Origin of the sequence: Micromonospora nigra (assembly GCF_900091585.1) — a bacterium.
Taxonomy (GTDB): domain Bacteria; phylum Actinomycetota; class Actinomycetes; order Mycobacteriales; family Micromonosporaceae; genus Micromonospora; species Micromonospora nigra.
Map to the genome: position 1 here is coordinate 3,014,126 of NZ_FMHT01000003.1, position 26,669 is coordinate 3,040,794.

Genomic DNA, 26,669 nt, shown 5'->3' on the forward strand with positions numbered 1-26,669 from the left:
TCCCGTGCAGGTCACGGGGCCACTTCTTCCTCTCCGTCGTCTCCATTTGATCGACCACCCTCGTTGGCAGTCAGCAAGTCGTCAGCAGGGGCCGCGAAAACCCCTCGGACAAGCCGATGAAAGTCGGCCGGCGTGTGCGTGTAGCGGTTGAGCGTGGTCGACGCCTGTTCGTGCCCCATGACCGCCTGGACGACGTTGACCGGTACTCCGCTGGAGATGAGCCAGGTGGCGTACCCGTGCCGCAGGTCGTGAAACCGCAGCCCGCCGGCCGCCTTGACCGCGACGTGCGCCACCGCGTCCTGGTGCGTGGTGAACTCCGCCGACCACTCCGCGCGTTCGCTGTCGTGCCAGGTCGCCCGGAATCGGTGCGGTCCGGCCTCCGTGACGCTGCCGAGCAACCCGGCGCGCACAAGCGAGGGTCGCCACACCTGGCGCCGGAAGTTGCTCCGTAGCATCGGATCTCCTGCCTGATTGGTAAAGACCCGATCGGCAACGTCGGGGTTCGTCTGGGCATGGTGGCGACCCAGCTCGGCGCGCAGGAACGGCGGTACGGGAACGGTGCGCCGGCTCTGCGCCGTCTTCGGGTACGGCTTGTCGGCCGGGTGCCCGTTGACCTCGATCACCACTCGCCGCACGGTGAGCGTGGCGTCCTGGTCGTCATCGTCCGGCAAGTCGATGTCGGTCCACCGCAGCCCGAGGCACTCGCCCCACCGCAGCCCCGCCCCGGCCGCCGCCGCGACGACGGGACGATGCCACGCCGGGACACTCGGTAGGAGTAGCTCCGTCACCTGGTCGAGCGTCAGCATGAGTTGCCCACCCGCCCGCTTGCGTTGTGCCGGCAGGCGCACACCCTCGCACGGGTTGAACGCAATCAGCCGGCTACGCACCGCCGACGCGAGGATGGACGACAGAAGTGAGTGACACGAGGCGACGGTAGCCGGCGACAACTCTCGGCCGAGACGGGTCACCCACTCCTGTACGGCCAGATGGTCAATGCGGGCAACCGGCCAGGTACCCCACTGCGGCAGCAACCGCGCGCGTAGGCGCGACGTCCAGCCGGCCAGCGTGGTTGCCTCCACCGACCGCGAGGAAAGCCAGCGCTCGGCGTACATGCCGAACCGGGTCTTGCCGGCGGCGGGGTCGACGTAGGTTCCCTGGCTCACGGTCGTTTCCGTGGCTGCTAGGTACGCGGCGGCTTCCTTGCGGGTGCGGAAGGTCTTCGCTTTCTGGCGGCCGGACGGATCGCGCCAGTTGGCGCGGTAGGTGCCGGCGGGGGTCTTGATGATGTGTCCCATGGGACGGCTTCCCCTTGATCATTGTTGCGGACAGTGATTGCGGGCAGGGTTGATCGACCGGCTAGCTAGCAGGGCACTCGGGGGTGCGGAAGCGGCTCACGGCAGAATCGCGGGGTGTTTGCCCTGATGGCCGCTAGAAGCTAGCTCCCTAGTGGGGTGGCGGTTGGGGCGCTAGCGGCGTCGCTAGGTCTAGCAAGGTGGGCCGCTAGACATCGCAGCGAAGGCGCGGGGTTTCCGAACACCAACAACCGTTACTCTGCGTAAACGCGCGTGGGGGGTGCTACCCCAGCGCCCACGGGCCGGCCGGGGGCCGGTAGTGCGGTGGTCGTAATGGCGAGAATGGCCAAAATCCTTGGCCGGGCGGGATTCTGGCCATTCTCGCCATTTAGGCCACGGGTGCGCCGTCGTCAGGCGTCGCGCTGGTGGCGGTGCCGACGACGCCCGCCGGCCGTGTCGTCGGCGAGGGTGTCGGGTAGGTCGTCAAGCCACTGGTGAAGTCGGCGCTTGGGGATGAGCCACCGCCCGCCAAGCTTCATGGCCGGGATCTCGCCGGAGCGCACGAGGGCGTAGGTGGAGCCAAGAGACAGGGAAAGGATTTCGGCTGTCTCAGCGACGGTGTAGACGGCGCGGACGACTGGTGCGGTCCGGCCGGTGCAGGTGCCGTCATCGCCGGTCTGGGTGGTGTCGGCGGGGCGTTGGGGGAACGGGATGACCGTACTCACGGGTGCTTCCTCCTGGGGTGGCGGCTTGTCGAGGGTCGGTAAAGGGGGCCGACCTGGGCAGGGGTTCAGACCCGGTCAGCGGTGAACCGGTCGACCCGCTTCGTGATGTTGGAACCCGGGCTTCCGTACACCGCCAGCAGCGCGAACCCTCACCGCCGCTGTCCCGACTGAACTCACCAGGGATCGGTCGCGGACACCCGGGCCTGCCCGGCGGGTCCACCCGTGGCCAGGTGACCCGCCAGGCGGACCGGTCAGACCGCCGCCGCGATGCCGGCCCGGCGGTCCGCGAGCGCGTGCCACAACCGGCCGGCCATGCTGTGCGACCGGTCGAACCGGCGAGCGTCACCCCACAACCGGTTGTGCTCGACCGCAGCGGTCCGCTTCGCCGGGCGGTCCGGACCGAAGTGCTTCCGGTTCACCAGCGCCTGCGACTGCTCTTCCAACCGCCGGATTGCCACGACGCCCATCCGGGCCAGGCCATCGATCGCGTACGCCAGGGGGTCTTCCTTCACGCCCTGCGGCCGGTCGGTCGGCATCTCCGAGCAACGGACCGCCAACGCCAGCTCGCCGTACGACAACGCCGCAACCTCGTCCACACTCGGCGACGTGAACGCCAACGGCCAACCAGCGTTGTCAGCAGCCGACGCAGCGGCGGTAGTCTTGACCTGCATCTTCGTGTCCTCTCCACAGGGAACGGGTTGATGCACTGGCCTCGGCGGGGTGGCACCCCCGCCGGGGCCGCTTGCATAGGTCATACGGTAGCCGGCTACCCGCTAGCTGTCTAGCCGTGTCGCCGGTAGCCGTCTAGCCGCTATGCTGTCCGGCATGACGGCTCTTGAGGATCTCCAGAAGCTCGCTGAACGGGTTCGTGAAGCCAGCCAGGCGCTCGAAACCCTGCGGCAGCAGCGTGACGCGCTGATCCGCGACGTGCGCCGCTCGACCGATCACACCGTGCCCGAGATTGCCGAGGCGGCCGGCGTGTCGCAGGCGACGGTGAAGACGGTCGTCCGTGGTGTTCGTTGATCTCGTTGGCATGTAACGAGGAAAGCCGATATCGGCAGTGGTCAGCACCATGTGACGACCCATGTGAAGTTCGGCAACCCATGCGGGCGTATCCCGCCGTGCCACCTCACCGGTACCGTCCCAGGTAGGTGCCCTGGGGAGGGACAGACAGTTGAGCGAACCGAATGACGCTCTGGCAGCACTCGTACACCGGGCGGGGTTCTCGTGGGCCGGGCTGGCGAGGCGCATCAACGACCTTGGTGCCAGCGAAGGGCTTGCCCTCCGGTACGACTACACGGCCGTCAACCGCTGGGTAAAGCGCGGCGAGACACCGCGATCACCGGTTCCGACGCTGCTTGCGCGGGCACTATCCGAACGGGTAGGTCGACGGGTGAGCCCGTCCGACTTCGGCATGATCGAGGAAGAAACCCTTGCCGCGCGAGGGTTGAAGTACGGAGACGATCCGCACGCAACCGTCGATACGATCATCGATCTCGGGAGAGCTGACGTGAAGCGCCGCGAAATCGTGAAAGCGCCGTTCGTGCTGGCCGCACTCGGTGCGCCTAGCCGAGACTGGCTCCTAGCCACGCTTGACGAGACGACGACCGAGCGCGGGCCGCGCCAGGTGGGCATGCGCCAGGTGGCAGGCATCAGGGAGATGTTCGCGCTTTTTCAGGACATGGACGTGATGCGCGGTGGTGGGCACGCGCGGACCGCGCTGGTCGAGTACATGCAGAGCTACGTTCTGCCCTTGCTCAAGCGAGAGCACGAACCGGCCGTTCGGCGCGCGCTCTACGAAGCCGCAGCGGAGCAGTCGTATCTGGTGGGCTGGATGGCGTACGACGATGGCGAGCACGGGTTAGCGCAGCGGTACCTGATCCAGGCGCTGCGCTTGGCGCAAGCGGCCGGTAGCGCAGCTCTTGGAGCGCACGTACTTGCCGGCATGTCCGATCAGGCGAACCTACTCGGCCATCCGCGTGAGGCGCTCATGCTGGCACGCGCTGGCCGCCACGGTCTGACCGAAGGTGACTCACCCGCCTGCCTCGCTGATCTTCACATTCTTGAGGGGCGTGCACTCGCGGCTCTCGGAGAGGCTTCGGCCGCGGCCGCGTCGGTCGTCAGGGCCGAGCAGGTGTTTGGGCGGGTGGTTCACGACGACGAACCGGCCTGGGCGAAGTTCATCGACGCGCCGTACATCTTTGGCGAGGCCGCACACTGCTTCCGTGACCTTGGCCGGCCCTCGGAGCTTGAGCGCTTCGCCAGTGAGTCCGCTGCCGGTGCTCGGCGGCAGGGCCGAGCCCGGCGCGGGGCGCTCAGCGAGGCCGCGCTCTCAATTGCTGACCTTGACCGCGCCAACGTCGAAGCCGCTGCGTCGCGTGCGGCGCACGTCGTGGACCTGGCCGCGTCGGTCAACTCATCGCGGGCTATCGAAACGGTGCGCGACCTGCAACGGCGGATGAAGCCTTTCGGCAACCTGCACGAAGTCCAGCGGTTCAACGCACGGGCCGGAGCGCTACTCGGCTTAGCTGCGTAGCGGCAGGGCCGGGGGCAGTCTGGAACGGCTGATCTGCCCCCGGCCGAGGTGCTACTAGTCGATGAACAACGCCGCGAAGGTGGCCGCAGCGGCAACTAGCGTCGCCACCGCCGTGACCAGGGCCGTTACGGCAGCAAGGTAGCTGATCCGATGTGCTTGTTGGTCATCGCTTCGCTTGGTCTGTTCACGCCGGGTTGCTAGCCTGGGCACTCGTTCTCCTTCGCTGGTTCGTTGGCTGCGGATCAACACGGAGTTCACTGCGGCACCCGTTCCTTAGGCGGGTGCCGCTCCGTGTCTCTAGAGGTTCTACACGACTAACGGTCACACCTTGGTGACCAACCTGTGGATGCTTACAGCCGTGTAAGTCCTCCTGTCGAAGATCGAAGCACTCGACCGGCGCGTCGTCCAACAGGGTCGGTGGACGAGCCTGTGGACACTGGGTGGACAAACATGTGTGCAACGTGTGGACAGCCTGTGGGCGGGCGGTGGATGTCGCCCTTCGGAAGCACGCTGACCAGCAAGGATGTAATCCCCACCCTGTGTACAAAAAGTTCCTGCGGTCTCGGGAAAAAAACTCGTGCGGTGGCGTCGGCAATCACTAAACCCGCCGGTAACTTGTGCCGCGAGCGGGAATGTGTACCTAGTCGGAGTCAGCAAATCGTCAGCAAGAGCGCCGACAGTCCTTGTGGCTAAACACCAAAAGACGACAGGCGCTGGGCGATCAGCGACAGGAGACATCGCCTGTCAACATCGCCCAACGCCTGTGAGCCGCCTTTGCAAGGCAGGGGTTAGGGGTTCGAGTCCCCTGGGCTCCACCAGCACGAACACTGGTTGATCTCGGTTCCGAGTACAGCCATCCGTACAGCCAAGCGACTCCCGCGAAGAGACCAGCTGCTTGGGGGTCGATCAACGTCCCCGGCGGCGGAGCGGGCCGAACCGGGTGATCTGACAGCCAGTCCGACCAGGCCCGGTTGCCGCCCGCCGCTCGGCGAGTCAGTTGAGGCTCACCAGGTCGTCAAGAGCGCCGGCCCAGACCCGCTCGGCGGTCATCTCGGGTGCCACGACGATCCATCGCTCCTCGAAGACCAGGGTTCCGCAGACGAGGCAGTCGCAGGGCTGCTGGTGGAGCACCGCGTCGCACACAAGGCACGTACGGTCTGGAGCTCAGGCCCCCGTCTAAGGCCACGTCAACCGCATCAAGACAATCAAGCGGCATATGTACGGCCGCGCGAACCTCGGCCTCCTCCGCAAACGCGTCCTGGCCACCCCATGAACCGTCGTCGCGAAGATCAATCACAGAATGTGTGCCAGACAGTTCTCAGGCGGAACAGACACCGTTCCTGATCGGGAGTCGGTGTACGGGGTCAACGGGCACTCCTCATGCCAGCAGGGACTGTCGCCGGACGCGGTCACTGGAGCTCTGGCGCGACGGCTGGTCGCCGACCTGATCAGGCGGCGACCCTCTCGACCCTCGATGCAGTCACCGCTTGCCGCAACGCCGGCGTGAGAACGAGCGTCACCAGCAGCGACGCGATCGCCATGACACTCATCGCCGCACCTATCGGCATGAACTGTGCAACAAGACCAGCGATCGTTGCACCTACCGCCTGCATGGTGAGCAAACCGGACGTGTGCAACCCGAGCGCCTGGCCCCGCATGTCGTCCGGGATGAGCGCGATGAGGAGGTCCTGCAACAGCAACCCCGCGCTGAACCCCGCGGCGGCAACCGCCAGGAGGAGCGCCGCGACTGGCACCGGCAGAGGAAGCACGAAGAGGAGAATCGGAGCCGCCAGGAGCAGGCGCAGCGGGGTGACCAGACGTGACCGTAGCCGTCTGGGCACGAAGCGGCCCACGATGGTGTCGCCGGCCAGCATCCCCAGCGCCGTGGCCATGAACAGCACACCGGCAGACGCCGGTGCGTACGGCACATAGAGTGCCTGGCACCCCACGATCAGCCCGTTCGGGACCCAGAGCGCGAGGTAGATGTGGCGACGGGCGGGCAAGGACCACAGTTGGCGGTTGACCCGCCAGGTTTCGCGAACTGACGGTCGTCCGGTGGCACGCGGTGCGCGGGCGGTCAGACCGAACCGCACGATAGCCGCTCCGACGAGGTAGAGACCGGCGCTCACCAGCAACGCCTGCCGGGGCGACAGGACAGCGATCAGGGCGCCGCCGAGGGCGTACCCGATGATCTGCATAACCCCGACCAGCATGTTGAAGACGGAGCGGGCGAGGATGTAGGCATCGTCCGGCACGATCTCCCCCAGCAGGCCCCAGCGCACCCCGCCGGTTACCGAGTTGACCAGGCCGAGACTGAAGATGATCAGGAACATCGCCAGGAGCGGCATTCGTGGTGCGGCCAAGCTGAGCGTGCCCACCGCGAACAGAAGCGCAACCGCGACCAGCGCGGTCCGTGGCGGTAGTCGGTCTGCTGCGGAGAGCAAGGTGGTGGCGCCTACCACCTGGGCGAAGGAGGAGCCGAACAGAGCCAGAGCGGCCAGCAATGGCGAGCCAGTCGCCGCATAGACCAGCGTGCTGAGCGCTAGTCCGCTGGCCATCGTCGCAGCGATCTGCACGGCGCTGGCCGCGAGGAGCGACCGGAAATCCGGGATCCGGAACAACTCACCATACGTACGCATGACCGGCAGTCTCGATCTCTCGGAAGAGGGAAGCTAGAGTTTCGCAAGGAGGCGAAAAATGGGTGTGTGGCAGATCGGTACGGACACCCTGGCGCAGAGCCGGTTCACCGTGTCCGCCCTCGCCGAGACCATCGCGAACCTCCATATCCTGGACGGGCGGGCGGCGGCCCCCGGACGACGGGCTCACTCCCGTGCCCAGATCGCCGCCTACCGAGAACGGCTCGCCGCTGATCCGGTGGTCGCCCTGTTTGTTCGGAACGTAGTCAAGGCGAACTGGATGCCTGACTTCATGAGCCCGCCGCCGAGCCCGGAGGATCGGACCTTCCACGACGAGCTCCGATCGGTTCGCCAGACGCCCGCCGTGGTCGCCCTCGCCGAAGTGGCTACTGCGTTGGGCGGCTCGGTCCCTCCGGCGCTGGCCGTACCGGACCTGCCGGACCGGGTCGCCGACCTGACCCAGTGGGTGTGGAGCCACACCGTCCGGCCATACTGGCCGAGCCGACGGCGGATCTTCGAGGCCGACATCGTGTCCCGAACCCAACAGATCAGCGTTGGAGGTTGGGCCACCGCCCTGAGCGGCATGCGGCAGGGAATGCGCTGGCTGGGCGACGGACGACTACAGATCAACACGTACGAGCACCCGCCACGCGACCTCGCCGACGCGCAGCTGCTGTTCATACCGACCACGGCACAGCGCGGCTGGGTGGCTTGGGACCAGCCGCACCGGTACGCGGTGGTGTACCCCTGCGCCGGTCTGTTCGCCGAAGCCGGACAGACCATGGCGCCCCGCGCACTCGGTGCGCTCCTCGGCCCGGTCCGGGCCGGTCTGCTCAACCAGTTGGACACACCGAAGAGCACCACCCAGCTCGTCGCCCTGAGCGGCTATGGACTGGGTACGGTGGGCCGCCACCTCAAGATCCTGCTCGACGCGCGGCTGGTCCACCGTCGCCGCTCCGGGCGGTCCGTCCTCTACTACCGGACCTCCACCGGCGACCAGCTCGTCCGTGTCCAGACGGAAACGGACCCGTCCTCGGGCAGACGTTCCGACCACTGACCGGCGGCCCTCACTGGACGCGGCCGACGGCGCGCGCTACGAGCCGCCCCGGCCGAAGACGGCCAGCGCCTGCCGTACCGCGTGCGCGAACATGTCCGGGTCGCCGTGGAAGATCCCGGACCGGCGGGGATGATTGACCACGACTTCAGTGAAACCCAGTTCATGGCAGCGACCTACCACGTCGACGAAACGCTCGACCGACCCGTACGGATCCGGCACCGCCCTGCTCACGTTGACAAGTCTGCCGATCCGCTTCGGATCGCGCCCGGCCTGCTCACACGCGGCGGTCAGCTGCCCGACCTGACGCCGGAGCATCTCCCACCCGTCCGCCTCGGACCGCTCACCCGGTCGACCAGTGTCCCCGATCGTCACCCAGGTCTCGGCGAACCTGGCGGCCAGGCGGAAGCCCCGCGGTCCACTGGCCGCGAGCGCGAACGGGACCCGCGGACGTTGCACGCAACCCGGCACCATGTCCGCCTCCACCGCCTGGTAGTAGGCCCCGTGGAAGGTGGTGCGCGATTGACGCAGCAGCGAGTCGGTGAGCGTCACGAACTCCTCGAACCGGTCGCCGCGGCGTACGCCGTCGGCCACGCCCATCACCCGCGTGTCCGCACCGTCCGCCGCTCCGGCCCCGATGCCCAGGACGAGCCGTCCACCGGAGATCTCGTCCAGGGTCATCACCTGCTTGGCCATGAGCACCGGGTGACGGATGTTCGGCGACGCGACGAGCGTGCCGAACCTGATCCGCTTCGTTACGGCCGCGACCGCGGTCAGCGTGGTCAGGGAGTCGTACCATGGCTCTCCCCGTAGAGACCGCCGACTCAGAGCGCGGATGGGGGAGGATCCGCGGCCGGACTTCACACACAGTGGTGGGTTCGTGGATCAGTTCCGGCCGGAGCTTGCTACGGGTGGTCCTGCTTGCCTGGCGCTTCTGAGCAGCCGCCGGTCGCGGGTGACGAAGACGGGGACTGCCGTGCCGGACTCGTTGGTCAGCACTCGGGCGGTGGCCAGGTGGATGGCGTCGACGCTGCGAACGGGTCCGCCGTCACGCGCCGGCGGATGGCTGGTCTGCCCTGTCCCAGACCTGACGCAGCAGGGCGAGCAGCCCGTGACCGTCCTCGACCCGGGCGTCCGGAGTCAGGTCGGGGTGCGGTGGTTCCCGGTCGGTGCGGGGTGAACGCATCAGGATCGCCGCTTGTGCGCCAGCCCGCCGGGCGCAGGCGATGTCGCGGTGCACGGTGTCGCCGATGAACCAGCACTCCGCGATGGGGGTTCCGACGGCGTCGGCGGCCAGGAGCGCGAGCTGGGGGTTCGGTTTGCGAGGACCGGCTTCGTCGCTGTAGAGGTCGGCCGCGAACAGGTCGGCCAGGCCGACGCCGGTGAGGAAGTCGCGGTGCGCGGCGCCGCAGAGGGTGTTGCTGACGACGGCCAGGGGCAGACCGGCGGCGGTCGCGGCGCGTAACGCATCGGGGATGCCGGGGCGTAGCTCCCACTCGGCCCGCCACGTCCAGGCGTACGCCAGCGAAGTGGCCTCCCGCTCGACGGCGTCCCGGGCATCCTGCGGCCACGTACGCGTCACGAAGTCGGACCACACCCGGGCATGGGGCAGCTCGACCGGTTCGGCGGACCTGCCGACGTCGTCACGCCACAGCGCGTACGCACGGGAGCCTGCGCCGAGATCCGTCGCGATCTGCTCGTCAGACACCGCTCCGGTGACGAGTCGGGCGAGGCGGTGAACGAGTTCGGGTGGGGCCGGGGGCTGCGGCGGGGCGTCGACCAGGACGCCACCGAAGTCCAGCAGAAGTGCACGCGGCGGACGAAGCATGACCACATCCTCCACTGACGGATCGAGGTGGGTGAGCGGATGACTGTACTCCGGCTCGATGCCGGCCGACGGGTCGTCGCCGACCTCGCTGACACCCGGCGGCGCAGACGGGGCCGGCAGCAGGCTAGCGTCGGGGAGTGAACTCCGGAGGTCCCCGCGTCCTGACTGCCGGCAGCGGCATCGCCGAAGCCGCCCGCGTCCTGCGTACCGGCGGATTGGTGGCCTTTCCCACCGAGACCGTCTACGGCCTGGGTGCCAACGCTTTGGATGCGCACGCCGCGGCGCGGATCTTCGAGGCGAAGGCACGGCCGAGCTTCGATCCGCTGATCACCCACCTGGCGGACGCGGCCGACCTGGAACCGCTGGTCGGCGCGGTGCCGCCGGCGGTGGCGGCGTTGGCTGCCCGGTTCTGGCCGGGGCCGTTGACCCTGATCGTGGACCGGCCGGCGGTGGTTCCGCCGATCGTCACCTCCGGGCTGGACACGATGGCGGTCCGGGTGCCCGACCACGCCGACGCGCGGGCGTTGATCGCGGCGGCGGGCGTGCCGGTGGCCGCGCCGAGCGCCAACCGGTTCGGGCAGCTCAGCCCGACGCGGGCCGAACACGTGGTGCGCGGGCTGGGTGCGGCCGTCGACGTGGTGCTCGACGGCGGGCCGACACGGTGCGGCATCGAGTCGACGATCGTGGACGCGCGGGGGGACCGCGCGGTGGTGCTGCGCCTCGGCGCGCTGGCCGTCGAAAACGTGGAGGCCGTCGCCGGGCCGGTGACCGTGCGGCTTGGCAGTTCGGGTCAGCCGGTGGCACCGGGCACCCTCGCCGCGCACTACGCCCCGCGTACGCCGCTGCGGTTGGCGGCCGTGACCGGCGGGGAACCGGCAGCCGACGTGGGCCAGGGAGCCGACGTGGGCCAGGGAGCCGAGGTGGGCCGGGGAGCCGAGGTGGGCCAGGGAGCCGACACGGGACCGGCGACCGGCGACGGGGTCCGGCGGGGTTACCTGGCGTTCCAGGATCGCCCGGCGGGCGGCTGGACGGCGGTGGAGGTGCTGTCACCGGCCGGTGACCTGACCGAGGCGGCGGCGCGGCTGTTCGAGGCGCTGCACCGCCTCGACGCGACCGGCGTCGAGGAGATCGTCGCCGAGGCGGTGCCGGAGGTGGGGATCGGGCGGGCGGTCAACGACCGGTTGCGCCGTGCCGCCGCCACCTGGCAGCCGCAACGTTGATCCGGCCCGTCCATCAGCCGGTCCGTCCATGATCCAGCCGGTGCGTGGTCCAGCCGGTGCGTGGTTCGGCGGGGTGCATGGTCCGGGCCGGCCGGGGTAGGAAGATCCGCGACGGCAGAATCCCCCTGAAATGAGGTGTGACGACCATGCCGAACGCACGCGACATCATGACCGACGACGTGACCTGCGTCCGCGAGCGGGACGACCTCAGGACAGCCGCCCGGCGGATGGCTGAGCTGGGGGTCGGCTCGCTGCCGATCTGCGGCGAGGACAACCGGCTGAAGGGCATGCTCACCGACCGCGACATCGTGGTGAAGGTGCTGGGCCAGGACCGCGATCCGGGTTCGGTGACCGCGGGTGAGCTGGCCCAGGGCGAGGCGGTGACCATCGGTGCGGACGACGACGCGACGGAGATCCTGCGCACGATGGGCAAGCACCAGGTGCGTCGGCTGCCGGTGATCGACGGGCACGAACTCGTCGGGATCGTGGCCGTCGCCGACGTGGCGCGCGCCCTGCCGGACCGCCCGGTCGGCGACCTCGTCGAGGCCATCTCGGAGCACGCCTGAGCGTGCCGGACCGGTCGCCGTCCACCCGTGCGGTGGACGGCGACCGTCGGTTCAGGGCCGCATCTCGTACGCGCCGGACAGCGCCTCGACCTGCGCCCACACCCGGGCGGTGCGGGCCGGGTCGGTGACCGGGCGGCGGACGTGCGCCAGCGCCCAGGCGGCCTGCCCGTCGGTGGTGGCGGCCTTGCCGTGCAACTCGGTGGCGTAGCTGGAGAAGTCTCGGACCGCCACGTCGAAGATCTCGTCGAGCAGGCCCCGGTCGAGGCCGGTCAGCCCGGCCTGCTCCAGGATCAGGTGACCGTAGACCACGAGCGCGAAGAGTTGGCCGAGGGCGAGCAGGAAGTCGAGGTCCTGCTGCTGGGCCTCGTCGGGAGCGTGCGTGGCGAGCAGCGAACACAGGCCCTCGGCCTGCTCGCGGAACCGGGCGACGTTGGGCACGTCGGCGTGGGCGTCGTAGGCGGCGCGCCAGTCGTGGAAGCGGACCGCGCCGAGCCCTCGGGCCGGGCCCTGCCGGAACAGGAACTCGTCGTCGGCCGGGTCGTGGCGGGTCGGCACGGGCGGGAACTCGGCCGGATCGAACAGGTAGTTGGCCATGAACTTGAGGATCAGGGCCAGGTTGACGTGCACGGTGCCTTCGAGCTTGGGCAGGCCCCGGATGTCGCGGGCGGCCTTGTCGAAGTAGGTGTCGGCCTCGAAGCCCTTCGCGGCGATGACGTCCCACAGCAGGTCGACGACCTTCTCGCCCTCGGTGGTGACCTTCATCTTCGTCATCGGGTTGAACAGCAGATAACGGCGGTCGTCGGGGCCGGCGCAGCGGAAGTAGTCGACCGCCCGGTCGCTGAACAGCTTCATGGCGACCAGCCGGGCGTACGCGTCGGTCAGCTCCCGCCGCACGTGGGGGAAGTCAGTGACCCGCCGGCCGTACAGGATCCGGTGGTGGGCGTGGGTGACCGCCTCGAACATGGCGTGCTCGCAGATGCCGATGGACGCGGTGCACAGGTTGAACTTGCCGACGTTGACGGTGTTCAGGGCGGCGTCGAAGGCGGCTCGGCCGGTGTGCAGCACGTCCTCGGCGCGCACCGGATAGTCCGTCAACCGGAACTCGCTGACGAACATCTGCGCGTTCACCACGTTCTTGACCAGGTGGTACGCGGGGTGGCGGCTGTCGACGGCGAAGAAGACGTACCCGTCAGGGCCGTCGATGTCGGCGCGGCGGCCGAAGACGGAGACGAGGCCGGCGACGTTGCCGTTGCCGATGTAGTACTTGCTGCCGTTGGCCCGGAAGCCGCCGTCGGCGGCGGGGGTGAGCAGCAGGTCGGTGGAGTAGATGTCGGCGCCGTGGCTGCGCTCGGACAGCCCGAACGCCATGACGTGGCCGTCGTCGAGCAGTTGGGCGGCGCGAGCCCGGGCGGCCGGGTTGACGGACTGCCAGACGGGGCCGAGGCCGAGGACGGTGACCTGCCAGGTGTACCAGTAGCCGAGGCCGTAGAAGCCGAGAATCTCACTGAGCGCGGCGTTGCGGGCCGTGTCCCAGCGTTTCGCCGGGTCGCCGTGGCCGTCGGCGGACGGGGTGCAGAACGCCGCGAACAGGCCCTCCCTGGCGGCGAAGTCGAGGAAGTCGGCGTACCACTCGTGGGTGTTGTAGCTGTCGGTGAGCGCCTTCTTGCCCCGGTTCTCGAACCAGTCGACGGTGACGCGCAGCAGCCGGCGGCTGGGCTCGTCGAGGTGGGTGGGGTCGTAGGTGCGCGGGTTGAGCAGCATGGCGGGGCGGTTCCCTTCCGGGGCGGGGCGGGGCGGGGTCAGCGGTCGAGGGTGCGCAGGGTGTCGAGGACGTCGTCGAGCCAGGCGAGGACCATCCGCTCGTACGCGATGCCGCCGCGCAGGACGACGTGCTGGAGGGATCGCTGCGCGTCCAGGGTCGACGGGGCGGGGAAGTCGCGCTTCTCCCCGGCGAGGTAGCGGTCGAGGGTGGCCCGGTGGGTGTCGCGGTACCTTTCGACCTCGGCGACGAGCGCCGCGCGGCCGGCCGGGTCGTCGAACGCGGCACCCCTGATCTTGACGGCCAGTTCGTGCCGGACGGCCTCGGGTTGGACGGGGGCGCGTAGCCATTCCACGAGGGCGGCCCGACCCTGCGGGGTGGTCGAGTAGGACCGCTTGTCGGGTCGGCCGTCCTGGTCGACCTCCTCGGCGGTCACCCAGCCGTCGGACTCCATCCGTCGCAGCACCCGGTAGATCTGCTGGTGGGTGGCCGTCCAGAAGCGGCCGATGGAGCGGTCGAAGCGGCGGGCCAGCTCGTAGCCGGAGCCGGGCTGTTCCAGCAGGGAGACGAGGATCGCGTGTTCCAGAGCCACGCGAGCATCGTGCTATGCAACGAGTTGCATAGCAAGGGCGTGACTCACTCGGGCGCCTCGTCAGCCCCGTCAGCCCCGTCAGCCCTGTCAGCCTCGGTGGCTCCACCAGCCTCGGTGGCCCTGGCCGCGGGTAGCCGCCCCACGACCCGGCTCAGCGCGCCGTTGGCGAAGGTCGCCCCGAGCGCGGAACCCGCCGCGATGCTCCAGCCCACCGGGCCCAGCGGGGTGCAGCCGAAGAAGTGGCTCACCCCCGGCGTCTGCACCACCGCCACCAGCGCCCCGACCGACACAGCCGTCGACACGAGCACGGTGGGGCTGGTGCCGCCGGCCAGGACGGTCTGCCCGAGCTGCGTACCCACCAGGGAGACCAGGGCGACGGTCCCCGCGCGCCGTCGGGTGCCGGTGTAGCGGGCCAGCGTCCAGCCCGCGGTCGCGCCCAGCGTGGTGGCGGCGGCACGCAATCCGATCTCCCGGGTCATCGTTCCGCCGAGCGAGGAGTCCGGTCCCTCGCGCAGCAGGCCGTCGGCGTGGTCGCCGGACGGCGGACGGACCGCGATGGCCAGCGCCGGCGCCAGGTCGGTGAGCAGGTTGACCAGCAGCAACTGCCGGCCGTTGAGCGCGGAACGCCCGGTGGCGGCGGCGGTCAGCACACTGAACGCGATCTCCCCCAGGTTGCCGCCGACCAGGATGCTCAACGCGTGGCGTACCGACGACCACATCGCCCGCCCCTCCACCAGGGTGGCGATGATGGTCTCCAGCCGATCGTCGGTGACCACCAGGTCGGCCGCGGCCCGGGCCGCCGGGGTGCCCCGCTGGCCGAGGGCGATGCCCACGTCGGCCAGCCGGATGGCGGGCGCGTCGTTCGAGCCGTCCCCGGTCATCGCTACCGTACGACCGCACTTCTGCAACGCCTGGATGATGCGTACCTTGTGCGCGGGTGTGCAGCGGGCCACCACGTCGGTGAGGGCGAGCCGGGCCGCCAGCGCGTCGTCGTCGAGCTGGTCGAGTTCCGTCGCGGTCACCACCCGCTGCTCGTCGGTGTCGGCGATGCTGGCGGCGATCGCCTCGGCGGTGGCCGGATGATCGCCGGTGATCATGATGGTGTGCACGCCGGCCGCCCGGATCCGGCGCACGGCCGGGGCGGCGCTGGCGCGGACCCCGTCGGAGAGGGCCAGGAACCCCACGAACACCAGGCCGCGCACGTCGTCGTCGGTCACGTCGGGGTCGGTCACGTCGCACTCGGCCACCGCGAGGATCCGGTTGCCCGCCCCGGCCTGCTCGGCGAGCAGGCGCTGCAACGCGTCCCGGCCCGCGCCGTCCAGCGGCCGGTTGCCGCCGCCGGTGCGGCTGGCCGTGCACCGCGGCAGCACCGTCTCCGGGGCACCCTTCACGCTGAGCAGTACCCGGTCGCCGGTCTCTCCGATCGTCGCGTGGTAGCCGCGGGACGGTTCGAACGGCAACCCGCCCTCGGCCCGCCAGCCCTCCGCGCCGGTCTGCTCGGTCACACCGGCGGCGGTGGCCCCCCGACGCACGGCCCGGTCGGTCTGCATGGCCAGGTCGTTCGGGTCGTCGGCGGCCGGGGTGGCCCGCAGCGCGGTGGCGAGGGTGCGCCGAAGCCGCTCGTCGAGACGGTCCGCCGGCTCGAACCCGTCGGCGTCGCCCACCCCGGCCAGCAGCAGGTGTCCCTCGGTCAGCGTGCCGGTCTTGTCGAAGCAGAGCACGTCCACCCGGCCCAGCGCCTCGATGCTGCGCGGGTTGCGCACCAGCGCACCACGTTCGGCCAGCCGCCGGGCGGCGGCCAGTTGGGCGGCACTGACCAGGAACGGCAACCCCTCCGGCACCGACGCGACCGCCAGGTTCGCGGCGGTCGCCGCCGACTCCGCCAGGGGTACGCCGTGCAGCAGGCCCGCGCCGGCGACCGCAACGGCCGAAGCGGCGGCCACCGGGACCGCGCCGCTGGTGAGCCGGCCGAGCCGGGCCTCCACCCCGCCGGTCGGCGGAGCCTGCCGGGCCAGGGCGACGCTGCGCCCGGCCTCGGTGTCCGGGCCGGTGGCCACCACCACCGCCACGCCGTGCCCGGCGGCGACGGTCGTGCCCTCGTACAGCATGGAGTGGCGGTCGGCGACAGTGGCGGCGACGATCGGTTCATCGGTTTTCGTCACCGGCAGCGACTCCCCGGTCAGCGAGGACTCGTCGGTCTCCAGCCCGACCGATTCCAGCACCCGGCAGTCGGCCGGCACCGCGTCGCCGGAATCCAGCAGCACCACGTCCCCGGCCACCAGGTCCTCCGCCGGCACCACCCGTTCCAGACCGTCGCGACGGACCCGGGCGGTGACCGCCGAATGGGACAGCAGCTCGGCCAGTGACCGCTCGGTGTGGCGCTGGTGCAGGGCACCGACCAGCGCCGAGCCGCCCACCACCCCGCCGACCAGGGCGGCGTCGACCAACGAGCCGAAGGTCGCCGACAGCACCGCACCGGCCGCCAGCACGGGGGTGAGCGGATTGGCCAACTCGTCGACGAACGCGTGCAGCAGCCCCGTCGGGCCGACCGACTCGGAGCCGGAGCCGGTGCGGTGGCGTCGCCGTGCCTCGGTGTCGCTGAGCCCCTCCGGTCCGCTGCCGAGCTGGCCGAGGACGGTGTCGACCGGCATGAGATGCCAGGCGGTGATCGTGGGCGTGGGTGTGCCGGTGCGGTCGGCCAGTCGGCCGGCACGCCACACACCGTTGGCGAAGGCCAGCGCTGCCGCGCCGTTGACCGCCGACAACGCCCGGGCGGGCAGGTGCGCCGGGTCGGCGGTGAGGGCGCCCAGCGCGCCCAGCCCGGTGCCGGCCAGGCCGACGCGCAGGTTCTGCGCGGTCGTCCGGCGGGCCACCCCGGCAGCCTCCACGATCAGCGCGACGACCCGCAGGTCGGTGCCGACCAGCAGGTGCGCTCCCCAGGGCGGCGGGGCGTCGGCGCTGGACAGGCCTAGGCCGCAGTCGGACGCAGCGAGCGCCGCCCGGTCGGCCGAGACGAGCATCACCATCGCCCCGTCGCGTTGCAGGGCGCGCACCGAATCGACCAGGCGGTCCCCGCCGGGCGGGAGCGCGTCGGCGAAGTCGTGCCGCCGCTGGTCGCCGCCGGCCACGACCAGCCGCAACCCGGCCTGACGGGCGGCGGCCGGAAGAAGGTCGACGCCGGGTGCCGGCTCGGGTTCGACCCGCAGCAGCGCGGCGAGGCGGTCGCCGTCCGCCAGCCCGAGCACGTCGCCACCGCCGCCGCGCAGCCGGTGCAGTTCCGGGGTGTCCTCGGGGGTGCCGACACCGAGCCGGTCCAGCGGGCCCAGCCGCCAGCCGTCGGCCTGCCGCAGACCGTCGGGCGCGTCCGGGTCGAACAGTGCGAACGCCCGCGCCGCCACCTGGGAGGTGTCCGCATCGGGCAGCGGGGCCAGGTCGGCCAGCACGCCCCGGCCGGAGCCGAGCACCGCGGAATCCAGCACGAGAGTGTCGATCCGGTCGAGTTCCCGCAGCACGTTGCGGTCCATGGCGATGACGCCGCGCCGGGCGAGGATCCGGCCGAGTTGTGCGGCGTACCCCTCGCGTCCGCTGCCCGGGGCCTTGGGGAGCGTGGACAGGCCCAGCGCGGCGGCCCGCTTGGGACCGACCACCGGCAGGGCCGCCGCGGCGGTGGCCGTCCCGGCGGCAAGCATCCGGGTGACGTACTTCTCGGCCGGTCCGTCCGGTTTCTGCTGGGGCCGGCCATACATGGGCGACCGGGCGACGGCCCGCTCGGGGCTGCCGGTCAGGTCCGGCTCGGCCCGCTCCCAGGCGTGTAGCTGGGCCCGGGCCTCACCCCACTGCACGACCCGCTGCACCCCGTCGAGCACGATGCCGGTCCAACCTCCCGTGAGGCCCTGCACCACGGCTTCGGCGAGCGGGAACAGCAGGTCGGCGCGGGGGTCGGCACGCAGCCCCCGGTTGGCGAGGGCGTGCAGCCTGGGATGCAGGTCCACGGCGGCGAGCAGACCGGACACCTCGCCCGGCACAGGGGTGAACGGCAGGATCCGGGTGGCGGCGGAGATGGTCAGGCCGAGCGCGTCGGAGGCCAGCGCGCCGAGGGTACGCGGGGTGCGGGGACCCTCCTCGGGCGGATGCGGCGGCGGGATGTCCGGGTCCGGCTCGTGCGGGCAGGCCCGCTCGACGCGAGCGATGGCGGTGATGAGGTCGCCCAGCCTCGGTTCCGGGGTGCCGTAGGCGACCACCACCCGACCGGACGGGGCGTTGACCCGGGCCCAGAGCACGCCGGGCATCCGTTCCAGCCTGGCCTCGACCTGGCGGGCGAGAACGTCCCCACCGTCCTGGCAGACGCCGTGCACCTCGATGTGGTGCCGGCCGGGGCGGGACCAGACCCGGCGGCTGGCCAGCCCGGTTGTCCGGGCCAGGCGGGTGGCGGCGGCCCCGACGGTGCGGGTGGCGTCGCCGACGAGCCGTGGTACGGCGATCGGCGGCAGGAGGCGGCCGACGATGCCGTACGCCATCTGCGCCTCCCACCGCTCGTGCCCGGCGGCCTGGCTTCCCGGCGGAGCGGTCGTTATGCCCAGCGGCCGGGAGGAAAGTTCCGGCCGGCCGAGGGCATGGACGGTCACGACGGTGGAATCCGGGTGGGCGTCACCATCACCGTCACCGGGGAGGCCGGAATGAGCACACTGACGCGTCAGCTCAGCGGGGCGCACGAGACCGTGCAAGCCTTCACCCGCCACGTGGACGTGCCGTTGCTGGGCGAGGTCGCCGTGCCGCCGCCGGACAAGCTCGCCTACTACGCGGGCATCGGGGTCCTCGCCGCGCTTCAGGTGATCGAGTGGCCGTTGGCGTTGGTCATCACCGCCGGGCACGTGCTGGCCGACCAGCATCTGTCGGGGCTGGCGAAGGGCCTGGGCGAGGCGCTGGAGACCGCCTGACAACGGCCCGTCCACCGACGGTCCAGCTCCGGACGGGTAGTCGTCGCGTCGACGGGCGGCACCCGCCGGGTGGTGCGAGGATCACTCCCGTGATGGGGACGTTGAAGACCGAACCTGCCCTTACCCGCACCGACCTGCTCGCGCCGCCGGTCGCCGCCGCGCTGGCCCAGTGGCCCGCCGACGCGCCGGTGGACGTCGACCGGGTGCTGGTGGCGCCGATCGACGCCGAGTTGGCGGACACGGCGGCGTTCTGCGCCGCGTACGAGGTGGGGCTGGACGAGTCGGCGAACTGTGTGGTGATCGCCGGCAGGCGGGAGGGCGTCGTCCGGTACGCCGCCTGCGTGGTGCTCGCCACCACCCGCGCCGACGTCAACGGGGTGGTCCGCCGCACCATGGAGGTGCGCAAGGCCAGCTTCGCGCCGATGGCCGACGCCGTGGAGTTGACCGACATGGAGTACGGGGGGATCACCCCGATCGGGCTACCGGCGTCCTGGCCGATCCTGGTCGACCCTCGGGTGATCGCCACCCCGCACGTGATCGTCGGGTCCGGCGTGCGGCAGAGCAAGATCGTCATGCCCGGCCCCGCGCTGGGCGCGCTGCCCGGTGCCCGGGTGGTGGAGGAGCTGGCGAGACCGGCCTGACCGTCGCGTTGGTTGCTGCCGGGCTGCGGTCCCCGCCGCCGCCCGGGACAGGGGTGCCCGACGGGTCCTCACGAACTGCACCGTGTGCTGTCACAGGCGAACCGTCGGTCACGGGACGCCAGCTGTCAGCCGACGGCGGATTCGCGGCGGTCCACCTCGGACAGGGCGGCCAGCAGGGTCTCCGACTCCTGGGCGCCGGTGACGGCGTACTTCCCGGCGAGCACGAAGGTGGGGACGCTGGTAATCCCGACCTTCCGTGCCTCGACCAGTTCGCCCCGCAGCTCGGCCACGTCCGCGTCCGAGTCGAGGTGGCGGCGGGCCTGCGTACTGTCGAGGCCGACGCCGGCGGCCACGGCGGCGAGCGCCTCCCGGGAGCCGACGTCCACGCCCTCGGCGAAGTACGCCCGGTACAGGGCGTCGACCGTCTCGGTGGCCCGGCCACGTCCGGTGGCCCAGCGGATCAGCCGGTGGGCGTCGAAGGTGTTCGCGGCCACCGCCCGGTCGAAGTCCAGCGTCAGCCCGACCTCCGCCCCGACCTCGGCGACCCGGGCGAACATCTGCCTCGCCCGGTCCCGCCCGCCGAACCTGTCGGCCATCGCGTCGAGCAGCGGACGCGACTGGGGCACCGGCGACGGGTCGAGCTGGAACGGGCGGTGCCGGACGCTCACCGTGCCGTCGTACGAGGCGAGGGCGGTCTCCAGCCTCCGACGGCCGATCCAGCACCAGGGGCAGACCACGTCGGCGTAGATGTCGATCTCCATGACGAGGGACAACTCCCAGGTCAGGTCAGTTGTTCCCGGACCTGCCGCTTGAGCCGGGCCAGGACGGCGGTGCCACCGCGTACGCGCAACGGGCTGATCGCCTGCGCCAGGCCCATCCGCTGGTAGAGGTCGTCGGGCACGGCGAGCACCTGCTCGGGGCTGGCCCCGGCCAGCCCTTCGGCGAGGATCCCGGCGAAAGCGCGGGTGGTGGGGGCCTCCGGCGGGCAGTCGAACAGGGTCCGCACCCTGCCCTGCGGGGTCACCTCCGCGCGCAGGAAGAACGGCGTCTGACACTCGACGACCTGTTCCATGCCCTCCCGGCCGGGCTGGTCGGCCGGGAGCGGCGGGACGGCGTCGGAGTATTCCAGCAGCATCTCCAGTACGACGTCGCGCGGAGCGGAGGCGAACTCGTCGACGATCTCGGCCAACTTGCTCGGCATCTCGGGCATACGTCAGGTTACCGCCGCCGGAGAACGCGCCCCGAGCGGTGGTGACCGGCTCAGGTGATCGGTGCCTGCCCACTGACCTCGCTGAACACCGAGGTCGGATCCAGTTGCACGGCGAGGTCGCTGAGCGACACGATGCCGACGAGCTTGCGTTCGCTGTCGCAGACCAGCACGCGACGGATGCCCCGCTCCCGCATCAGCGCCGTAGCCTCACCCGTCGTGCAGAACTGCTCGATCATGACCACTTCGCGGGTGATGATCGAACCGATCGTGGTGGTGGTGGGGTCGGCGTTCTCGGCGACCGCCCGCACGACGATGTCCCGGTCCGTCAGCATGCCGGCGAGGCTCGCACCGTCGGTGACGACCACGTCGCCGATGCCGGCCTCCTTCATCACCCGGGCCGCCTCGTCGACGGTGGTCTCGCTGGGCAGGTAGACCACCTGCCTGGTCATGACGTCCGCCACCCGTACTCCACCCATGAAAGCCCTCCCGAGATCATTCAGCCGATCGTGGTGCATTACCCAGCCGGCACCAGCTACACCCTCGTATCACGTACCCCGTCGGGAAGGCGTTCGAGCAGATCTCCCACGGGCGTCTCGACGCGTTCGTCGGTGGCCCGGTCGCGAAGCTCGACGTACCCGTCGGCGAGGCGGCGGCCCACCACGACGGTGCGTGGAACGCCGACAAGCTCGGCATCGGTGAACTTCACGCCGGCCGACACGTGGGTGCGGTCGTCGACGAGCACCCGAAGGCCCGCCTCGGACAGCCGCCCGCCCAGCTCCAGCGCCGCGTCGAGCTGCGGCCCCTTCCCGGCGGCGACCAGGTGTACAGCATTGCCGCAGCGTAGGGCTACGGAGTCCGGATCCGCCGCCCCATTACGCCGGCCTGCGGCATTCTGTGTGGAACGGCAGGTGACTCGGCGCGGGCCTCGGCTCAGGTGCCGGACGCAAGGAGAGATCGTGCCCGCCGCACCATTTCCGCCTCGACCGTGAGCCGGTCTTCGGCGTCGGCGTACCACCTGTCGACGAGGTCGGCGAAGATCCTGACAGCGTCGCCAGGTGCGTAGCCTGCCCAGAGGCCGTACCAGGCCAGTGCCTTGCTGCCCACCACGGGATGGACGGCTCGGTCGGCGATGCGTCGCAGCAGCAGCAGGCAGACCATGGCGCAGGCCCCAGCCGGCGTGTCCGGATGACCCTGAGCCGCGACGAACTCCCGCACCAGACGACGGAAGCCGGGATCGCTGTCGTCGAGGAGACCCTCGTGCGCCGGCTCGTAGTCGGCGATCGCGGAACGCAACGGGTCCGCGCTGTGACCGGCGACGGCTGTCGCGGCCGCAGCGCGGACCTCGTCGGGTGTGCACTCACCGAGGATCAGGTCCGCCGCCGCCACCACGAGCGGGTCCACCGGGTGGCCGCCGTCCGTCCATCGCAGCTCGATCCGCTCGTCGGAAAGCGAACGGACGATGCCCTGCTCCAAGGGAAGTAGCATCAGTTAATCATAGGTCGGCGCAGTTGCCCCAGTTGTTCCCGCTGCCACCGTTGGTGAAGGCGGTGTAGATGTAGCCGGTGTACTGGTCGACGATGGCGTCAGCGTAGAACTGCGATCCCGGAATTACCGGGTGGGTCCACACGTAGCGGAACTTGTACGTGTCCGGGATGTTGCCCCCGCCGGCCAGGAATCCATCGCTGAAGATCTTGCTCATGCAGGTCATGAAATCGTCGCCGCCGCTACCGTAGAGGGAACCGTGGCCCTCGTGGATGTGCTTGGCGCCCTTGGTCGAATCGCCACAGTACAATTTCGCCGTGCCGTAGTGGGTGGTGCCCCAGCCAGCGATGTTGAACCCAGCTGCCAACGAGCCGTTCAGACACTGGTCGAGCTGGTAGAACAACAGCTCAGGGGATGCCTCGGAGCTCGTGGTGGCGGTGGTCGCCGACCTGTCGTGGGTACTGGCGGCGGCCGCGGGGGCCGCGGACAGGAGCAGCCCGATCATTGCGGCAGCGGTGACGACCAGTCGCGCGGTGCGCCTGTTCGCCCTTCTGGGCATGCCGAGTACTCTGTTTCTCGTCCTCATGTGACTCCCTGGGTCGCGAACGGTGAGGACACCCGGCGGTCGTAGCGTGCCAGCGCTGCGGCCGCCATCCTCGCTATGACGCCAAGCTATATCGCGATCACCCTCAGAGACAAGGTCCAGTGGGGTGACGGTCTTGTTCAGAACGGACAGCTGGCAGCGGTCCCTAACCATTGACGACGAGCGCTTAGCTGGTAATACGCCTCTGCCGGCGAGCAGCCGAAAGCATGCCGGAATCGGGCAGAAAATTGTCGTCTCGGGTACCTCGCAGCGCCGGATGACGTCCACCACGTCCGGCGCGGGTCCGCATCGGGGAACCCGGCTGCGGTGACACACTGTCGGACGCACGGTACGTCGCTCGTCGAGGAGTCATCAGTGCGCTGGCGCAGTTACGTCGCTGTCGGGGACAGCTTCACCGAGGGCATGGACGACCCGTACCCGGACGGCACCTACCGGGGTTGGGCCGACCTGGTCGCCACCCGGCTCGCCGCCGAGGCCGGGCCCGACTTCCGGTACGCGAACCTCGCCATCCGGGGCCGCCTGTTTCCCGGCGTGGTGGCCGAGCAGGTGCCGTCCGCTCTGGCCATGAAGCCCGACCTGATCAGCTTCGCCGCCGGTGGCAACGACGTGCTGCGTCGCACCTTCGACCCGGACACCCTGGTCAGCCGCTTCGACGACGTGGTCAGGCGACTGCGTTCCGGCGGTGCCGACGTGGTGCTGTTCCGGTTCGCCGACGTGATGGCCCGGCTGCCCGGCCAGCGCCTCGTCGCCCCCCGGATCGCCCTGCTCAACGAGGCGGTCGGTGAGACCGCCCGGCGGCACGGCGCGATCCTGGTCGACCTGTTCGCCGACGACACGTTCCTCAACCCGATGCTGTGGAGCACCGACCGGCTGCACCTGTCCCCGGCAGGGCACCGGCGGGTCGCCGGGCAGGTGCTCACCGCGCTGGGCGTCGGCTGCGAGGAGGAGTGGCTGCTGGTGCCGCCGCATCCCGAGCCCACGCCGTGGCTGTCCGCCCGCGCGGCCGACGTGCGCTGGGTCGGCCAGCACCTCGCCCCCTGGCTCAGGCGCCGGCTGACCGGCCGCTCCTCCGGCGACACGGTGACCGCGAAGCGCCCCCTCCTCGGCCCGTTCGCCGAGTGAGCCGTGCGCACCCTGCACACCGCGCCGATGCTGCGCCGAACCCGCACTCACCACGACCCGACCGGGCCGTCCCCGGCCGTGCCTGACCGGGCCGTGCCGGCTGCGTCTGACCGGGCCGTGCCGGCTGCGTCTGACCGGGCCGTGCCGGCCGCACCTGACCGGGTGGCGGTGTCGGCGGGGGCCGCTGTGGCCGACCCGGTGCCCGACGGGGCGGTGCTGGTCGACGGGGACCGGATCGTGGCGGTCGGGCCGCTCGCCGACCTGCTCTCCGCGTACCCGCGGGCGCGGGTTCGGCGCTGGCCGGGCGTGCTCGGGCCGGCGCTGGTGCACGACGGCCCGCTCCCGCCGGCCCCCACCCCGCGCGAGCGGGTGCACGCCCTGTTCCGGCGCGGCGTGGCGGCGGTGCCCGCCGCGCACCTCGCCGACCCGGAACTGCGCGCGGCGGCGGCCCGCAACCACGTCGCGGTGACTGCGGACCCGCCCGAGCTGGTCGTCGGTGGTCGTGCCGACCTGGCGGTGTTCACCGCCGACGGCACCTGCGTGGCCACCGTCGTCGCCGGTCGCCTGCTGCACCGCCGCACCTGACGGGAGTTGCCGGCTGAGGCACCGGCGGACCCGGCACCGGTGGCGGAAGCCCGGCCGGCCCGGGTCCCCCGTGTGACCCGGGCCGGCCGGCTTCCGATCAGGACAGGCGGGTCCAGGCGCGGGTTCCAAGGGAGCCGACGACCCAACTGCGGCCCTGCCTGAACACGACGGTGCCGTCGCGGGCCACCTCGACCGTCGCCGACCCGCTGGAGTCGTCCACCGGTAACACGTCCCGCAGCTCGGGCAGGTTTTCGTAGCGGCCGTCGTGCCACACGCCCGCGCCGCCGTAGGCGCCGGTCACCACGAGCCGCCCGCCGCCCGCCGCCGCCACGTCGGACGCTGCGTCGGGCAGCCCGCCCTGCCGCTGCCACCGGCCGTCGACGAGCCGCCAGACCGGCTTGCCGGCCGCCTCGCCGACCAGCCAGACGTCCTCGCCCGTCGGGGAGACCAGCAGGCGCTGGGCCCCTCGCACCGGCGGCAGAAGCTGCCAGGACGCCGCCTGGTCACTGCTGACGGCGACGGTGGCCTGTTCGTCGTCGATGACGGCCGTCCAGAGCCGTCCGTCACCGCCCTCGACCAGGTGGACCGCGTTTGCCGCGTCAAGTGTCAGGGGAGGCTGTTCGACCTTGCCCGAGCCGGCCTGTCCCGGGTCGCCCCGGCCCACGTCGATCCGGACGAGTCGGAACTCGTCGCAGGTTCCGCCCGGCGAGGGACAGCCCAGTCGGAAGCCGCTCGCCGTCGCCCCCGCCCGTCGCGCCGCCGCAGACGGGTCCTGGAACGTGCTGGTGGCGAAGGTCTCGCCCCCGTCCTCGGTGGTGACGTAGTCCTGGTTCGACACGACGGTGAGGATCCGTTCGTCCGTCGGGAGCAGGTTGCTTCGGCCGTTGACCGTGGGCAGCTCGTGGCCCTGCCAGGTGACACCCCCGTCGGTGGTGCGCGCCAGGGTCCGCCGGCATCCGTCGGTGACCTGGTCGGTCCCGTCGCAGGTGTCGAACAGTGCCCACGCGTGCCGGGCGTCCACGAACCGCAGCTCGCTGGGCCCGCCGACCGTCCCCGGCACCACGACCTTCCGGTCGGACACGGACGGGCCCGGTGCCGCCGTCGGCGGTGGCGGCTCGGGGGGCGTCCCGTCGTCGCGACCGGCCACGGCGAGCGCGCCCACCGGCCCGGCGACCACCAGGGCGGTGATCCCCGCGAGCAGACCCCGGCGGCGCAACCTGCGTTGGCGTACCCGATGTTGGGTAGCCGCCACACCCGGCGGGCGCAGCGCCGCCACCGCGGACGCCTCGAACTCGGCGAACATTCCGTCGAGGTCGGTCTCACGCATCGCGAGCCTCCTGCGGTTCGGTGAAGTAGCCGACCAGCGCCGCGCGGCCCCGCGACAGCCAGGACCGGACGGTGCCCTCCGGTGCGCCGACCTGCGCGGCGATCTCGGCGACGCTGAGGTGCGCCAGGTGGTGCAGCACCACGGCCCGGCGCTGGCTGGCGGGCAGGGTGGCCAGGGCGCGGGTCAACGCCACCCGGTCCGGCTCCGGTCCCGGCACGTGCTCCTCGCGCTGCCGGGCCAGGTGACGGGCGGCGGTACGTACCCGGCGCAGCCGGCTCGTCGCCAGGTTCCAGGCGACCCGGCGGACCCAGGCGGACGGGTCGTCGTAGCCGCCGATCCGGTTCCAGCGTTCCAGCGTGCGGCAGAACGCCTCCTGGGTGACGTCCTGCGCCTCGGCGTGATCCCCCAGGTAGGCGTAGAGCTGCACCGCCAGGCGGTGGAAGTGCGCCTGGTAGAAGTCGGTGAAGTCCACGGGTGGTGGGGGAGCGGCGCGTGTCGGGCGGTTCCGGTGCCCTACGGTCATGGTCGTCCTCGGTGGCTCGGCGACTGCACA

General features: G+C 71.1%; 26 protein-coding genes and 1 pseudogene. 9 read left to right on the forward strand and 18 right to left on the reverse strand.

Features of this window, described 5'->3' with window-relative positions; all coding sequences use genetic code 11:
- Window positions 1-11: 11 nt before the first annotated feature.
- From GA0070616_RS12740 to GA0070616_RS12750, 3 genes are all read right to left on the reverse strand, one after another.
- On the reverse strand, window positions 12-1,295 hold the full coding sequence (locus tag GA0070616_RS12740; protein WP_091081359.1) for a tyrosine-type recombinase/integrase: 1,284 nt from the start codon (window positions 1,293-1,295) through the stop codon (window positions 12-14).
- A 407-nt stretch (window positions 1,296-1,702) separates the two neighbouring features.
- Window positions 1,703-2,017 carry a helix-turn-helix domain-containing protein gene (locus GA0070616_RS12745; protein WP_091081361.1) on the reverse strand — a complete coding sequence of 105 codons (315 nt, stop codon included), beginning with the start codon at window positions 2,015-2,017 and terminating at the stop codon, window positions 1,703-1,705.
- A gap of 251 nt (window positions 2,018-2,268) precedes the next feature.
- Window positions 2,269-2,688, reverse strand: coding sequence for a hypothetical protein (locus tag GA0070616_RS12750; protein WP_139128888.1), 420 nt, complete (start codon window positions 2,686-2,688; stop codon window positions 2,269-2,271).
- A gap of 154 nt (window positions 2,689-2,842) precedes the next feature.
- Between GA0070616_RS12750 and GA0070616_RS12755 the strand changes: the two genes are divergently transcribed.
- Together GA0070616_RS12755 and GA0070616_RS12760 are read left to right on the forward strand one after the other, a co-directional pair.
- The gene (locus GA0070616_RS12755; RefSeq protein ID WP_139128889.1) at window positions 2,843-3,040 is read left to right on the forward strand and encodes a hypothetical protein; all 198 of its coding nucleotides are present in this window, start codon (window positions 2,843-2,845) and stop codon (window positions 3,038-3,040) included.
- A 151-nt stretch (window positions 3,041-3,191) separates the two neighbouring features.
- The gene (locus tag GA0070616_RS12760) at window positions 3,192-4,553 is read left to right on the forward strand and encodes an NsdA family TPR-like regulatory protein (protein WP_091081370.1); all 1,362 of its coding nucleotides are present in this window, start codon (window positions 3,192-3,194) and stop codon (window positions 4,551-4,553) included.
- Between the two features lie 993 nt (window positions 4,554-5,546).
- On the opposite strand, the gene GA0070616_RS28120 is transcribed toward GA0070616_RS12760, so the two are convergent.
- Complete coding sequence (locus tag GA0070616_RS28120; RefSeq protein WP_175440064.1) at window positions 5,547-5,684, reverse strand: hypothetical protein; 138 nt, start codon at window positions 5,682-5,684, stop codon at window positions 5,547-5,549.
- Between the two features lie 317 nt (window positions 5,685-6,001).
- Window positions 6,002-7,192 (reverse strand): MFS transporter, encoded by a 1,191-nt coding sequence (locus GA0070616_RS12765; RefSeq protein WP_091081373.1) that lies wholly within the window; start codon window positions 7,190-7,192, stop codon window positions 6,002-6,004.
- A gap of 58 nt (window positions 7,193-7,250) precedes the next feature.
- On the opposite strand from GA0070616_RS12765, the gene GA0070616_RS12770 reads away from it, so the two are divergent.
- On the forward strand, window positions 7,251-8,246 hold the full coding sequence (locus GA0070616_RS12770; protein ID WP_091081376.1) for an ArsR/SmtB family transcription factor: 996 nt from the start codon (window positions 7,251-7,253) through the stop codon (window positions 8,244-8,246).
- Window positions 8,247-8,282: 36 nt separating this feature from the next.
- Here the strand turns inward: GA0070616_RS12770 and GA0070616_RS12775 are convergent, their stop codons facing one another.
- Both GA0070616_RS12775 and GA0070616_RS12780 read right to left on the reverse strand, forming a co-directional pair.
- Window positions 8,283-9,107 carry an LLM class flavin-dependent oxidoreductase gene (locus tag GA0070616_RS12775; RefSeq protein ID WP_175440065.1) on the reverse strand — a complete coding sequence of 275 codons (825 nt, stop codon included), beginning with the start codon at window positions 9,105-9,107 and terminating at the stop codon, window positions 8,283-8,285.
- Window positions 9,108-9,291: 184 nt separating this feature from the next.
- Entirely contained in the window at window positions 9,292-10,071 is a 780-nt protein-coding gene (locus tag GA0070616_RS12780) for an HAD family hydrolase (protein WP_091081380.1), read from the reverse strand.
- Between the two features lie 161 nt (window positions 10,072-10,232).
- On the opposite strand from GA0070616_RS12780, the gene GA0070616_RS12785 reads away from it, so the two are divergent.
- Entirely contained in the window at window positions 10,233-11,291 is a 1,059-nt protein-coding gene (locus GA0070616_RS12785) for an L-threonylcarbamoyladenylate synthase (protein ID WP_091090624.1), read from the forward strand.
- A gap of 146 nt (window positions 11,292-11,437) precedes the next feature.
- On the forward strand, window positions 11,438-11,857 hold the full coding sequence (locus GA0070616_RS12790; protein WP_091090627.1) for a CBS domain-containing protein: 420 nt from the start codon (window positions 11,438-11,440) through the stop codon (window positions 11,855-11,857).
- Window positions 11,858-11,908: 51 nt separating this feature from the next.
- On the opposite strand, the gene GA0070616_RS12795 is transcribed toward GA0070616_RS12790, so the two are convergent.
- Genes GA0070616_RS12795 through GA0070616_RS12805 form a run of 3 tightly spaced genes read right to left on the reverse strand, consistent with a single transcriptional unit; the run spans window position 11,909 to window position 18,725 of the window.
- Window positions 11,909-13,618, reverse strand: coding sequence for an acyl-CoA dehydrogenase family protein (locus GA0070616_RS12795; protein WP_091081382.1), 1,710 nt, complete (start codon window positions 13,616-13,618; stop codon window positions 11,909-11,911).
- Between the two features lie 38 nt (window positions 13,619-13,656).
- Window positions 13,657-14,208 carry a PadR family transcriptional regulator gene (locus GA0070616_RS12800; RefSeq protein ID WP_091081384.1) on the reverse strand — a complete coding sequence of 184 codons (552 nt, stop codon included), beginning with the start codon at window positions 14,206-14,208 and terminating at the stop codon, window positions 13,657-13,659.
- Window positions 14,209-14,252: 44 nt separating this feature from the next.
- On the reverse strand, window positions 14,253-18,725 hold the full coding sequence (locus tag GA0070616_RS12805) for an HAD-IC family P-type ATPase (RefSeq protein WP_091081387.1): 4,473 nt from the start codon (window positions 18,723-18,725) through the stop codon (window positions 14,253-14,255).
- Between the two features lie 159 nt (window positions 18,726-18,884).
- Between GA0070616_RS12805 and GA0070616_RS12810 the strand changes: the two genes are divergently transcribed.
- Both GA0070616_RS12810 and GA0070616_RS12815 read left to right on the forward strand, forming a co-directional pair.
- Window positions 18,885-19,145, forward strand: coding sequence for a hypothetical protein (locus tag GA0070616_RS12810; RefSeq protein ID WP_091090630.1), 261 nt, complete (start codon window positions 18,885-18,887; stop codon window positions 19,143-19,145).
- Between the two features lie 92 nt (window positions 19,146-19,237).
- A complete protein-coding gene (locus GA0070616_RS12815) occupies window positions 19,238-19,786 on the forward strand; it encodes a YbaK/EbsC family protein (RefSeq protein ID WP_091081389.1) in 549 nt (182 codons plus the stop codon).
- A gap of 125 nt (window positions 19,787-19,911) precedes the next feature.
- On the opposite strand, the gene GA0070616_RS12820 is transcribed toward GA0070616_RS12815, so the two are convergent.
- From GA0070616_RS12820 to GA0070616_RS12845, 6 genes and pseudogenes are all read right to left on the reverse strand, one after another.
- Window positions 19,912-20,547 carry a DsbA family oxidoreductase gene (locus tag GA0070616_RS12820; protein WP_091081392.1) on the reverse strand — a complete coding sequence of 212 codons (636 nt, stop codon included), beginning with the start codon at window positions 20,545-20,547 and terminating at the stop codon, window positions 19,912-19,914.
- 20 nt (window positions 20,548-20,567) lie between these two features.
- The gene (locus GA0070616_RS12825) at window positions 20,568-20,996 is read right to left on the reverse strand and encodes a SufE family protein (protein WP_091081395.1); all 429 of its coding nucleotides are present in this window, start codon (window positions 20,994-20,996) and stop codon (window positions 20,568-20,570) included.
- Window positions 20,997-21,046: 50 nt separating this feature from the next.
- On the reverse strand, window positions 21,047-21,472 hold the full coding sequence (locus GA0070616_RS12830) for a CBS domain-containing protein (protein ID WP_091081399.1): 426 nt from the start codon (window positions 21,470-21,472) through the stop codon (window positions 21,047-21,049).
- A 56-nt stretch (window positions 21,473-21,528) separates the two neighbouring features.
- Window positions 21,529-21,822: pseudogene (locus GA0070616_RS12835) on the reverse strand (His/Gly/Thr/Pro-type tRNA ligase C-terminal domain-containing protein); the annotation flags it as partial.
- Between the two features lie 104 nt (window positions 21,823-21,926).
- The gene (locus GA0070616_RS12840; RefSeq protein ID WP_139128890.1) at window positions 21,927-22,481 is read right to left on the reverse strand and encodes a hypothetical protein; all 555 of its coding nucleotides are present in this window, start codon (window positions 22,479-22,481) and stop codon (window positions 21,927-21,929) included.
- Window positions 22,482-22,488: 7 nt separating this feature from the next.
- Entirely contained in the window at window positions 22,489-23,037 is a 549-nt protein-coding gene (locus tag GA0070616_RS12845) for a hypothetical protein (RefSeq protein WP_139128891.1), read from the reverse strand.
- Between the two features lie 399 nt (window positions 23,038-23,436).
- Between GA0070616_RS12845 and GA0070616_RS12850 the strand changes: the two genes are divergently transcribed.
- Together GA0070616_RS12850 and GA0070616_RS12855 are read left to right on the forward strand one after the other, a co-directional pair.
- Entirely contained in the window at window positions 23,437-24,204 is a 768-nt protein-coding gene (locus tag GA0070616_RS12850; protein ID WP_091081406.1) for an SGNH/GDSL hydrolase family protein, read from the forward strand.
- A gap of 141 nt (window positions 24,205-24,345) precedes the next feature.
- Entirely contained in the window at window positions 24,346-24,789 is a 444-nt protein-coding gene (locus tag GA0070616_RS12855; protein WP_245712753.1) for an imidazolonepropionase-like domain-containing protein, read from the forward strand.
- A 97-nt stretch (window positions 24,790-24,886) separates the two neighbouring features.
- On the opposite strand, the gene GA0070616_RS12860 is transcribed toward GA0070616_RS12855, so the two are convergent.
- On the reverse strand, window positions 24,887-26,116 hold the full coding sequence (locus GA0070616_RS12860) for a hypothetical protein (protein WP_091081408.1): 1,230 nt from the start codon (window positions 26,114-26,116) through the stop codon (window positions 24,887-24,889).
- Window positions 26,109-26,639, reverse strand: a complete 531-nt coding sequence (locus GA0070616_RS12865; protein WP_091081410.1) for a SigE family RNA polymerase sigma factor — start codon at window positions 26,637-26,639, stop codon at window positions 26,109-26,111. The genes GA0070616_RS12860 and GA0070616_RS12865 overlap by 8 nt, the downstream gene beginning before the upstream one ends.
- Between the last annotated feature and the right edge of the window lie 30 nt (window positions 26,640-26,669).